Here is a 12519-nt window from a genome sequence, read left to right as displayed (position 1 = left end):
ATTGGATCCTACTCAATATCCCACAAGTGAAAAAAAGGTGTGACGAACTCTCCAGCTACAGTTTTCTCTTTGACTATATCAATATCAGGCGCAAAAAAACGATCACTATCATAAGGGTCTACATAAGAGCGTATACGTTGATGCACTTCTTCCAATAATTGCGATGATTTTAACGGCCTATGGAATTCTAATCCTTGACTTGCTGCTAATAATTCAATTGCCAAAATAGTTGCAGTATTATCATTCATGTCATGTAATCGTCTGGCGGCACTTGTTGCCATGGAAACATGGTCTTCTTGATTGGCTGAGGTAGGTAAGCTATCCACTGAATGCGGATGAGCAAGAGCTTTGTTTTCGCTCGCACACGCGGCAGCAGTCACATGGGCAATCATGAAACCTGAATTTAAACCACTTTCTTTAATTAAAAACGCCGGTAAATTACTAAAGTTTTTATCAATAAGTAATGCAATCCGACGTTCCGCATTAGAACCAATTTCAGCTATAGCTAAAGCAAGATTATCAGCTGCCATAGCAACAATTTCACCATGAAAATTACCGCCTGAAATAATTTGTTCTTGTTCACTAAAAACGAGGGGATTATCAGAAATAGCATTCACTTCTACCTGTAACGTCTCCTTTACAAATTGAATTTGATGAAGTATCGCCCCCATAATCTGTGGTTGACATCGTAGCGAATAAGGATCTTGTACACGAGAACAATCAAGATGTGACTCTCTGATCTGGCTTCCTACTAATAATTCTCTATAACATGCAGCCACCCTTCGCTGAGCTTCATGACCTCGAACCTTTTGGATTCGATCATCAAAAGGAACATCACTGCCATTTGCTGCATCAACGGATAATGCACCCGCAATCAATGCCGTTTCAAACAGATTTTCCGCAGTAAACAATGCAGTTAAAGCAATTGCTGTTGAAACTTGTAATCCATTTAGAAGAGCTAGTCCCTCTTTAGCCTCTAATTCAATTGGTTTTAGACCAGCAATTTTTAAGCCTTCTACCGCACTTATTTTTTTCCCTTGATAACGAACATCTCCTACACCAAGTAAAAGTAAAGACATATGCGCTAAAGGAGCTAAATCACCTGAAGCCCCAACAGAGCCTTTAGATGGGATACAAGGGTAAATCTTATGATTGTATAAAGAAATCAGGGTTTCAATAAGCTCTAACCGCACCCCTGAATAACCTTGTGCTAAGTTATTTATTTTAAGTAATAATATTAGTGCAACAATTTCATCGGAGAGTAATTCACCGGTACCACAAGCATGAGAAAGCACAATATTTTTTTGTAATTGTTTTAAATTTTCTGAAGAGATGGTTTGATTGGCTAATGATCCAAACCCTGTATTAATGCCATATACTGTCTTTTTATCAAGAATTACTTTTTTAACAGTCTGATGTGATGCATTAATTTGCGCCAATGCATCTTCAGCTAAGCTACACTTCAGCTGTTGCCTTAAAACGTGTTTAATTGACTGTAAAGTCAATGCCCCAGGTTGAAGAATAAAATGTTCAGCCATTCAATTAACTCCTTGCTATTTTAAAACATATAGCCTGGGTGCAGCGAAGCGAAACCCGGGAAATCGTGCCATAAAAATTGGGGTTCATCTCGCTGCCCCCTTAAGTTTTCTGCTGCAAGCCATATTTACTACATGCTCTCAAATCTGATATTTCCAATTGTGACTGGAACAACGCAGAACATTTCTAAACTTCCATAGGGAGCCAGAGTGAATTTTCTTTAGCACATTTTTTTGCAACCGCATAACCTGCGTCAGCATGGCGCATCACCCCCGTCGCAGGATCATTATGCAGGACTCGCGCTATTCGCTGTGCGGCTTTTTCTGTTCCATCAGCCACAATAACAACTCCTGCATGTTGTGAAAACCCCATACCAACACCCCCGCCATGGTGAATGCTAACCCAAGTTGCACCACTGGCGCAATTGAGTAAAGCATTAAGTAAAGGCCAATCAGAAACTGCATCGCTGCCATCCATCATGCGTTCCGTTTCACGATTTGGACTTGCCACAGAACCTGAATCCAAATGATCACGACCAATCACAATCGGTGCTTTAAGTTCTCCACTGCGAACCATTGAATTAAATATTAAGGCTAAGCGTGCACGATCTTTTAAACCAACCCAACAAATTCTAGCTGGTAAACCTTGAAATGAAATTTTCGTTTTCGCCATATCCAACCAATGATGCAGATGAGGATTATCTGGAATAAGTCTTTTTACCATTTCATCAGTAGCATAAATATCCTCAGGATCTCCTGATAAAGCCACCCATCTAAAAGGGCCAATTCCCTCACAAAATAGGGGTCGAATATAAGCAGGAACAAAGCCTTCAAATGCAAAAGCATTTTTTTCTCCCGCCTCAAAAGCCATTTGCCTTATATTATTACCATAATCGAAAACAGGAATGCCCTTCTTTTGAAATTGCAACATTGCATGAACTTGAACTGCCATCGATTTTTTAGCTGCGGCCACAACTTCTTCAGGGTCAGTTTTTCGTAATTCAGCTGCATGCTCTAAAGTCCAACCTGCTGGAAGATAGCCGTTTAATGGATCATGGGCGCTTGTTTGATCTGTAACTAAAGCTGGAGAAACCCCTCGTTCAACCAGCTTAGGAAAGATTTCTGCTGCATTTCCTAATACGGCAACAGATAAAGGAGTTTTTTTCTCACAAGATTCGTTTATCCAATTTAAAGCTTCATCTAAATCTGTAGTATAACGATCTAAGTATTTGGTTTTAAGGCGTTTCTCAATTCTTGATAAATCACATTCAACCGCCAAAACACTTGCTCCTGCCATGGTTCCAGCCAAAGTTTGTGCTCCCCCCATACCACCTAAGCCGCCTGTTAAAATCCAGCGCCCCTCTAAACTTCCGTTATAATGCTTGCGAGCCGCAGCGACAAAAGTTTCATAAGTTCCTTGTACAATACCTTGAGAACCAATGTAAATCCAACTGCCTGCAGTCATCTGTCCATACATCATCAGCCCTTTTTTATCTAACTCATTAAAGTGTTCCCAAGTAGCCCAATGAGGAACTAAATTAGAGTTAGCAATGAGTACTCGCGGCGCATCTTCATGGGTAGTAAATACACCGACTGGTTTCCCTGATTGGATTAATAAAGTTTGGTGATCTTCTAAGGATTTAAGAACTTTTACAATCTTATCAAAGCACTCCCAATTACGTGCCGCTTTCCCCAAACCTCCATAAACAATTAAAGAATTAGGATCTTCTGCTACATCTGGATCAAGATTATTGCAAAGCATACGAAGTGCTGCCTCTGTCAACCAAGTTTTAGCTTGCTTTTCAGTCCCACGATGAGCCCTAATTACCCGATTTTGGGTGTGTCCATTCATACAAAATCCCCTATAGAAAATCAAATAGAAGCATCATACACTAGAGAAATTTCAGAGCATAGACATCTATATAGCTTATGAGGTAATAAATTTTTATTTGACAAACCAAGAAGACTTTTATCGAGATGGAGAAATCTATATCTTGATGTTAACACTGTATGTTATTTTTAAATGCTTAATAATTGTATTATCTAACTTACAACATGTAATATAAAAAAACACTTTGTATATAACATAAAAAATGATATGTTATATAATTAAATTATCCAACCAAGTGTATTATTAAAGTGCAAAACGAAAAACATCCAAAATCACTACGCATTTTTTTCGCAACTGAAATGTGGGAGCGTTACGGCTTTTATGTCGTTCAATCACTTCTAGCACTTTATTTAGCATTGTATTTTAAATGGCCGGATAAACAAGTTTATGCCTTAGTTGGCTCGTTTACTGCTTTAACCTATCTCTCTCCAGTCGTTGGCGGTTGGATAGCCGACAAATTAATTGGCCAAAAAAGAGCGGTTTTACTTGGAGCTGTTGTTTTATTTATAAGTTATTGTCTTCTATCATTGGTAGATAATCCTTCCGTGCTTACTGCGTCACTCGCTGCTATTGCCGTAGGAACTGGTTTGTTAAAACCCAATATTTCCTCTCTTTTAGGTAATGAATATCTTACAGGCTGCGCTCGTCGTGAAAGCGGCTTTACCATCTTTTATATGGGAATAACCACTGGTATTATCTTAGGTACTACTTTACCCAGTATCTTAAATGATCATTTTGGCTGGGTAAGTTCTTTTACAAGTGCAGCAATTGGCATGATCATTGCTTTTACTGTCTTTTTATATGGAATCCAAAAATATAAAATAAAAGACTACAACCCTTTTGTTTTTCAATATAAAAAAATCATAGCAGCAATTGTTCTAATGATATTTCTTTGGTCTTTATCATTTTATATTCTCAACTCTCCCAAATTAGCTGATCTTATATTTGGACTTGTCGTTTTATTTTCTGCAGGTTACATCTTATATGCGGTAAGTAAAGAAAATGCTAATCAATCAAGACAAACACTGGTCATTGGTTTATTGTGTATTATTTCAGTGGTATTTTGGGCTTTTTATTTTCAAATGTTTATGTCGCTGACTCTGTTTATTTCACGAGTTGTTGAGCCCACATTCTGCGGCATTTTATTTCCCCCTCCCTATTACGTTACCATCCAAAGCATAGGCATGCTCGTTATTGGTTTTGTCCTATCACGCAGAACCATCAAACTTACTTTAATTGAGCGTGGTTTAAGCATTGGAAAAAAATTCTTGCTTGCAATATTTATTACTACCTTAGCTTATGCAGTCATTGCGTTGGTCAGTAATTTTACCGATAAGAACTCTTTACTTTCTCCACTTTTAATTATTCCCGCATATTTAATGTTTTCATTAGCTGAGTTATTGTTATCACCAGTGGGATTGTCTGCAATCACGCTTTTGGCCGATAAAAATAAAGTGAGCACTATGATGGGCATCTTTTTTGTTTCCTTGGGAATTGGAGGATTTTTATCAGGAAAACTCGCAGCATTAACCGCAATTCCTTCTGGAGAAAAGAACATTGCTGTATTAAAAACACTTTATGCTACTGCATTTACGCAACAACTAGGTATTATTTTTCTTGCTTCTTTATGTTGTCTGATTTTGTTTGCAGTGATTAAATTTTTATTAACGCATGTCCATTTGACTGAATAAATCAGATTAAATGCTTTTAATATTGTTAACCTAAAGCCAGTTTCTTCTTAGAGCTCTTTTTAATTAGAGAAAATACTGTTATCATTCAGCGCTTTTTTATAAATAACTACCTAAAAATATGTCAGAACAAAACCCAATGTTAGACAAATTATTACATCTACTTGATGACAATCAAGCAATTGACGTTAAAGTAATCGACGTTCGCAAACAAACAACTATTACTGACTATATGATTATTACTTCGGGCCGCTCATCACGTCATGTCAAAGCAATCTCACAAAAGATAATGGAAGAAATGAAGACCTCAGGGCTTCCTGCAATGCATTGTACTGGCCTGGAGACTGGAGATTGGGTATTGATTGATTTTAGTGATATTATTGTTCATGTTATGCAACCTGAGTACAGACAATACTATAATCTTGAGGGGCTTTGGGAAGATCCGCATTAAAATATTATGCTAAAAGTTACCATCATCACTTTAGGCAATAAAATGCCAGCTTGGGTCAGCCAAGGTTCTCAAGAATATGCAAAGCGGCTTAATGACGGTATCCAGCTTAAAATTATCGAAATTCCTCTAATTCGTCGAAGTAAATCTTCTGATTTAATCAAGATATTAGAAAAAGAATCGGCGCTGATTCAAGAAGCATTACCACATAATGCACGAATTATTGCTTTAGAAATTGGGGGAAAATCATTTAGCAGTGAAGAATTGGCAGTTAAAATTTCCCAATTACAACATACAGATAGCCATCTCTGTTTTTTAATAGGTGGCCCGGAAGGACTTTCACAAGAAACGCTTCAACGTTGTGCTGAACAATGGTCACTGTCAAAACTCACTCTCCCCCATCCATTAGTACGAATTATTTTATTAGAAGCATTATATAGAGCTTGGTCTATTATTCACAATCATCCGTATCATAAGTAAGTAAAGCTATAGTAAACAGCCCCATTTTAAGTTACCATGCGATTTTTTGTATCCATCTTAATTGACTGTAGGCTATGAGTCGAAATCAATCATTTAAAAATTATCGAATCGAATCTCGACATCAACTTTTCAGAATTAACTTGCTGGTCGCTTTTCTTATTATTTTATCTTTAATCCTAGTTTTAAGACTTGCATTTCTACAAATTTCCGAATTCAAAAAATATCAAACACTTTCACTAAAAAATCAAATGAGTATTATTCCGATTGCACCACCAAGAGGAGTTATTCTTGACAGAAATGGGGTATTGCTTGCAGAAAATGTACCCGTATATGTTTTGGAAATTATTCCTGAACATGTAAAAAATATGGAGCATACATTAGCTGAACTACAAAAACTAATTCCTTCAATTTCTGATGAAGATATTGAAAATTTCAAGCGCACTCGAAAACAAAATCGTTCCTTTGTCCCCATACCTATCAAACTAAAATTAACCCAAGAAGAAGTCGCTATTTTTGCTATTAATCAATACCATTTTCCAGGTGTGAGTATTAAAGCTCGTCTGATGCGTCACTATCCTTTAGGAGAAATAACGGCACATGTTCTTGGTTACGTAGGTAGAATCAATATCCAAGAATTAAAAGCAGTGGATCCTACCAATTACCGTGCTACAAACTTTATTGGCAAAGCTGGCATTGAAAAATACTACGAGGATATTCTCCATGGCAAAGTAGGATATCAAATGGTAGAAACAGATGTTAGTGGTCGTACTCTAAGAACAATTGATAAAATTAATCCTCATTCCGGATCAAAACTCTACTTAAGCCTTGATGTCAGACTACAACAAGCAGCTTATGAAGCATTAAAAGATAAGCGTGGGGCCGCCGTAGCTATAAATACTAAAAATGGCGAAGTTTTGGCGATGGTAAGTTCCCCTAGTTTTGATCCCAATATTTTTGTAACTGGAGTAAGCTCTAAGGAATATAAAAAACTTTCTAATACCTTACAAAGACCCCTGTTTAACCGTGCTGTTCGCGGTGTCTATCCCCCAGCATCAACAATTAAGCCTTTTGTTGGTTTAGCAGGCCTAGAGAAAGGATTTATAACTACAGCGACAACAATCTATGATCCAGGTAAATATAAACTACCTAACTCCAGTCATATTTATAGAGACTGGAAAAAAACAGGTCATGGAATGATCAATTTTAAAAGAGCAATTACTGTTTCCTGTGATACTTATTTTTATCAACTAGGTAATAAAATGGGTATTTCTAATATTGAGGATATGCTTGTCAAATTTGGTCTAGGCCATTTAAGCCAAATTGATCTTCATGAAGAAGCCTCCGGTATCGTTCCCAGCCTGCGCTGGAAAAAACAAACTAAAGGTGTGCCTTGGTATCCTGGCGATACCTTAATTACCTCTATAGGACAGGGATTTATGTTAGCCACACCATTACAAATGGCAAACGCAACAGCGTCTTTGAGTCAACATGGCCGCCGGTTTAGACCCCATTTATTAACAAAAACTGTAAATAGTGACAGTGGTGAGGTAAAACGATACAACCCCATAGAAGAATACCCCATTTATCTCAAAGAGGAAGCAAACTGGGACATAGTTGCAGACGCTATGCATAATGTTTTAATCAGTAATGAAGGTACAGGTTATCGCTTTGGCCGCAATCCACCCTATCCTGTTGCAGGGAAAACCGGAACAGCCCAGGTTTTTAGCGGTAGGCAATATGAAAAAACAAAATATGAAGATATTCCCGAAGCGTTACGGGACAACTCATTGTTTATTGCTTTTACTCCGGTTGAACAACCAGAAATTGCAATCGCAGTGGTGGTAGAAAATGATGTTGCAGCCTCAATGGTTGCTCGTAAGATGCTTGATACTTATTATAAACTTTATCCGATGAAAAAGACACATGAACAGACTCAATAGTAAACCCGTTTATCGTTTTACTGCAAAATCATTACACCTGGACTTCCCCTTATTAGGCTTATTACTTGTCCTGATTAGTTTTGGCCTTTTGATTTTGTACAGTGCCTCTAACGCGAATACGGGAATGATCTTACGTCAATCAATGAGGCTTATTTTTGCATCGTTCATTATGCTTATACTTGGTTTTATTCCGCCACATAAATATAAGATATGGACGCCATGGATATACAGTGTAGGATTAACTTTATTGATTGCAGTGATGCTCATGGGTAAAATCGGTAAAGGAGCTCAACGCTGGCTCGAATTAGGTTTATTCCGATTTCAACCGTCTGAAATCATGAAATTAGCAGTGCCCATGATGGCTGCTTGGTATTTTGACCGTCAAGCACGCCCTAGTAGTTTTAAAGCAATTGCTATTGCAGGCCTCATCATCTGTGTTCCCGCATTATTAATTGCCAAGCAGCCTGATTTGGGTACTGCGATTATGGTATCGGCTGCGGGATTATGTGTTGTATTTTTAGCAGGAATTCGCTTTAAAGTAATTCTATTACTTATGCTGATGGTAGGCTCAGCTATTCCAGTCATTTGGCATGTTATGCATGATTATCAAAAACAACGAGTTTATACGTTGCTTGATCCGGAACAAGATCCCCTTGGTGCAGGCTATCATATTATCCAATCAAAAATTGCTATTGGTTCAGGCGGGCTTGCAGGAAAAGGTTGGTTAGAAGGAAGTCAATCTCATCTTAATTTTTTACCAGAACATGCCACTGATTTTATTTTTGCTGTGAGTAGCGAAGAGTTTGGCTTTGCTGGTGGATTCGCTATTATTGCTCTTATTGTCATGATTGCTCTACGTAGTCTCCATATTGCATCTAACGCCCAAACCACATTTACTCGCCTATTAGCAGCAAGTCTTGCTATGTCCTTCTTCATGTCTGGTTTTGTTAATATTGGCATGGTCATGGGAATCATTCCTGTTGTTGGCATTCCCTTACCGTTGGTGAGTTATGGAGGAACAGCAATGGTTACCTTTTTAGCAAGCTTTGGGATCTTGATGTCTATTAGCTCACATAAGATTTTATTTAATAGTTGGAATTAAATTAACGTGAATTATGGCTTAGAACGCGCCCATTACCTCGGAACGTTCGGGGTGAGGAAGCGCGCAGCGCTGTCTCGAAGCCTCACGAGCATACCAAAGCTTCGAGACGAGATGCTGACGCATCGCTTTAGTCCAAACGTGTCGGGAAAATGATTGCTGTCTTATCTCATCCTCATGTTAAATTAAATCTCACCGATTAGTGCAAAGCTTTTTCGATGAATCTGACTCGGTCCAAGTCGCTTTAATGCTTCTCGATGAGCAACTGTCGGATATCCTTTATGTCCTGCAAAACCATATCCCGGATAAATCGCATCAAATGCCACCATTTCCGCATCACGACACACTTTAGCGAGAATAGAGGCAGCGCTAATTTCGGGAATTAAATCATCACCTTGAACGATTGCTTTACACGGAATATTTAGCTTAGGAATATGTAAACCATCTACTAACACCTGATCAGGTTTAACCGGTAAAGCCTCTACTGCTCGCTGCATCGCCAATAAAGTTGCATGATGAATATTAAGCGTGTCAATTTCATCTACTTCCGCCCGACCATAAGCATAGGCAATAGCTTGTTCTTTAATAAGTAATGACAGTAATTCTCGCTTTTTGGCGCTTAATTTTTTGGAGTCCGCAAGCCCCTCTATAGGCTCTTTTAAAATAACAGCAGCAGTTACAACTGCCCCAGCCAAAGGCCCCCGCCCTACTTCATCTACACCAGCTACAAGCATTATGTTATCCATTATTCTTTATTATTTAAAGGCTAATAATATCCTTTTAAAATTGATTTATCATCAAAGAAATGCGATCATGCGCACAAATAATTAACAGATAGACAGAATGAGTAAAATTCGTTGTGCAGTCATAGGTGTCGGTTATTTAGGTAGATTTCATGCACAAAAATATCAACTTCTTCCTAATGCAGAATTAGTTGCCGTTTGTGACCTAAATCAAAAAACATTAGAAACAGTCTCGCATGAGTTACAAGTTCCCGGTTATGCTAACTATCATGATTTATTTGACAAGGTTGATGCGGTAAGTATTGCGGCAACGACTAACAGGCATTATGAAATTGCGAAATCCTTTTTAGAACGAGGGATACACACCTTAATCGAAAAACCAATTACTGAAACATTATCGCAAGCCGCTGAATTAATACAACTTGCCAAAAAACACCACGCTAAATTGCAAGTCGGACATTTAGAGCGTTTTAATTCAGCTCGATTAGCTTTAGATGAGTACTTAGAAAATCCTTTGTTTATAGACTCACAGCGCTTAGCTCCATATAATCCACGCGGAGCTGATGTCAATGTGATCCTTGATGTAATGATTCATGATATTGATTTAATTCAAAATATGGTTAATAGTCCTATTACTTCAATTTCTGCTCAAGGAACCCCGGTACTGACAAACGCAATCGATATTGCTAATGCTCGCATTACTTTTGCCAACCATTGTGTCGCCAATCTTACTGCAAGCCGTATTAGTTTTAAAACGGAACGCACGACACGAATTTTTCAACAAGATACTTATCTTTCCATAGATTATCAAAATAAAAAATTTGCAGTCTTTAAAAAAGGTAAGGGTGAGTTATTCCCAGGAATTCCTGATATCACCCACGAGCAAAAAGAATTTGCCCAAGGAGATGCTTTATTTGAAGAAATAAAAGCATTTATCAAATGTATTGAAGAGGATAGTATCCCGCTAGTTACTGGCGAAGAAGGCCTTCAGGCTTTGGAAACAGCAGAAAAAATTACTTCACTTATCAATGCTAACTTGATGGAACGCCATGCAAGAATCTAAACGGATTGTCATTATTGCAGGTGAAGAATCTGGTGATGTTCATGCATCAGTTTTGATTCGCCAATTAAAAGACGCCTACCCCAATGTAGAAATTAGTGGAATAGGTGGCCAGCATATGCAAGAAGCAGGCGCAGAATTAATTTCCGATTTAGCGCGCTTTGGGGTAACAGGCCTTACAGCAGTCATTCGTCACCTTAAAGTAATTCGTAAGGCATTTGTTGCTGTAAAGAAACATTTAAACCAGCAAAAACCAGATCTACTCATTCTGGTTGACTACCCGGGTTTTAATTTAAGATTAGCAAAATATGCAAAGCGAAAACTGGGCATTAAGATTCTTTATTACATAAGCCCTCAAATTTGGGCATGGAAGGCCAAACGTATTCATCTTATAAAGCAATGTATTGACCAAATGGCCGTTATTTTACCGTTTGAAAAACTTTTATATGAAAAAGCAAAAGTTCCAGTAAATTTTGTGGGTCATCCTTTAGTAGAAAAAGTATCTTCCACTGCCAGCGATACTCAAACACAGCGTGAAATACTTAAACTTCCTTCTGACAGGCAGATTATTGCACTTCTTCCAGGAAGCCGTAATAATGAAATTGAACATCATATGCCAATCTTACGTGATACCGCCCTACTTCTTCAAAAACGCTATCCTAACTTATATTTTGTCATTCCTATCGCAAATACAATTAATTCCGAAAAAATTAAGCATTATTTTCTCGGCACTAATCTGTCAATAAGCTTTGTAGAAGGACAAGCATTAAATTGTATGGCTGCAGCAGATTTTGTGATCGTTTCCTCAGGTACCGCTTCTCTTGAATGTGCGTTATTAGAAAAACCTATGTGTATTATTTATAAATCATCTTTGCTCAATTATGTTTTAGCAATGAAGTTTATCAAAGTAAAATTTTTAGGTTTATGCAATCTTTTAGCAAACAGAATGATTGTTCCTGAGTTCTTGCAATATGATTGCAATGCTTATGAATTAACTCGCTATATTGACCGTTTTTATAACGATCCTGAACAACCCCACAAAATGCTCACTCAATTAACTAAGGTGAAACAGTCATTGTCTTCGGAAAAATCTGATCGCTCATTGTTTGATCTTGTGGCGAATGAATTGCACAAAAAAAATGCATAGTTTTCTCTTAAAAATATAGAATATCAATTATCCTTCATGTACAATTAATTTTGCTTTCATTGTGAATGTAAGCAACTGGAATGTATGATTTAATTATTAATAAGGAAGTTAAGATGACTGTCATTGAAACACCTGAAACAACCCAAAGTATCATTAAACAAGACCAAGGTCTACAAGATCTCGTCTATAATTTAGTCTCTCGTTTTCTTGCCGAAAATAAAAATAAAAACATTGATGATCTATACGACATGATATTATCTGAGGTTGAGCCTCCATTGTTGCAAGCAGTAATGGAAAAACGACGTGGCAATCAACTACAAGCTGCTAAAATGCTTGGCATTAGTCGCGGCACAATCAGGAAGAAACTCCAAAGATATTTTGGAACAAAATATTTTCGCTTAACTGACGAATAGTTTTAATTTGGAATGATTTCCGATTAGAATAAAAAGGCTCGATGAATCGAGCCTTTTTTTACGGTATGTTTTAAG

At 37.6% G+C, this 12519-nt stretch carries 11 protein-coding genes; 8 read left to right on the top strand and 3 right to left on the bottom strand.

The window, feature by feature from the left end; translation table 11 throughout:
* Positions 1-8 precede the first annotated feature (8 nt).
* Positions 9-1538 carry a histidine ammonia-lyase gene (gene hutH / locus DYH34_RS07935; protein WP_058463612.1) on the bottom strand — a complete coding sequence of 510 codons (1530 nt, stop codon included), beginning with the start codon at positions 1536-1538 and terminating at the stop codon, positions 9-11.
* 184 nt (positions 1539-1722) lie between these two features.
* Entirely contained in the window at positions 1723-3387 is a 1665-nt protein-coding gene (hutU, locus tag DYH34_RS07930) for a urocanate hydratase (RefSeq protein WP_058463613.1), read from the bottom strand.
* A 287-nt stretch (positions 3388-3674) separates the two neighbouring features.
* On the opposite strand from hutU, the gene DYH34_RS07925 reads away from it, so the two are divergent.
* The 5 genes from DYH34_RS07925 (at position 3675) to rodA (ending at position 9084) form a co-directional block, all read left to right on the top strand.
* Positions 3675-5117: a peptide MFS transporter gene (locus tag DYH34_RS07925; protein WP_083502698.1), complete on the top strand. Its 1443-nt coding sequence runs from the start codon at positions 3675-3677 to the stop codon at positions 5115-5117.
* A 118-nt stretch (positions 5118-5235) separates the two neighbouring features.
* Positions 5236-5565, top strand: a complete 330-nt coding sequence (gene rsfS / locus DYH34_RS07920; protein WP_058463614.1) for a ribosome silencing factor — start codon at positions 5236-5238, stop codon at positions 5563-5565.
* A 6-nt stretch (positions 5566-5571) separates the two neighbouring features.
* Positions 5572-6042: a 23S rRNA (pseudouridine(1915)-N(3))-methyltransferase RlmH gene (rlmH, locus tag DYH34_RS07915; RefSeq protein ID WP_058463615.1), complete on the top strand. Its 471-nt coding sequence runs from the start codon at positions 5572-5574 to the stop codon at positions 6040-6042.
* Positions 6043-6116: 74 nt separating this feature from the next.
* Entirely contained in the window at positions 6117-7982 is a 1866-nt protein-coding gene (gene mrdA, locus DYH34_RS07910) for a penicillin-binding protein 2 (RefSeq protein ID WP_058463616.1), read from the top strand.
* Positions 7966-9084: a rod shape-determining protein RodA gene (rodA, locus tag DYH34_RS07905; RefSeq protein WP_058463617.1), complete on the top strand. Its 1119-nt coding sequence runs from the start codon at positions 7966-7968 to the stop codon at positions 9082-9084. The genes mrdA and rodA overlap by 17 nt, the downstream gene beginning before the upstream one ends.
* Before the next feature lie 182 nt (positions 9085-9266).
* Here the strand turns inward: rodA and rnhB are convergent, their stop codons facing one another.
* Positions 9267-9815, bottom strand: coding sequence for a ribonuclease HII (rnhB, locus tag DYH34_RS07900; RefSeq protein ID WP_058463618.1), 549 nt, complete (start codon positions 9813-9815; stop codon positions 9267-9269).
* 109 nt (positions 9816-9924) lie between these two features.
* Between rnhB and DYH34_RS07895 the strand changes: the two genes are divergently transcribed.
* The 3 genes from DYH34_RS07895 to DYH34_RS07885 all read left to right on the top strand — a co-directional run bounded on the left by DYH34_RS07895 (position 9925) and on the right by DYH34_RS07885 (position 12444).
* Positions 9925-10887 (top strand): Gfo/Idh/MocA family protein, encoded by a 963-nt coding sequence (locus DYH34_RS07895; protein ID WP_058463619.1) that lies wholly within the window; start codon positions 9925-9927, stop codon positions 10885-10887.
* Complete coding sequence (gene lpxB, locus DYH34_RS07890) at positions 10874-12031, top strand: lipid-A-disaccharide synthase (RefSeq protein WP_058463620.1); 1158 nt, start codon at positions 10874-10876, stop codon at positions 12029-12031. Before DYH34_RS07895 ends, lpxB begins: the two co-directional genes overlap by 14 nt.
* Positions 12032-12144: 113 nt before the next feature.
* Positions 12145-12444 carry a helix-turn-helix domain-containing protein gene (locus tag DYH34_RS07885; protein ID WP_027269723.1) on the top strand — a complete coding sequence of 100 codons (300 nt, stop codon included), beginning with the start codon at positions 12145-12147 and terminating at the stop codon, positions 12442-12444.
* Positions 12445-12519: the final 75 nt, after the last annotated feature.

This window comes from Legionella cincinnatiensis, from assembly GCF_900452415.1.
Classification (GTDB): domain Bacteria; phylum Pseudomonadota; class Gammaproteobacteria; order Legionellales; family Legionellaceae; genus Legionella; species Legionella cincinnatiensis.
The sequence above is the reverse complement of the archived record's forward strand: the minus strand, read 5'-3'. Positions and strand labels throughout refer to the sequence as shown.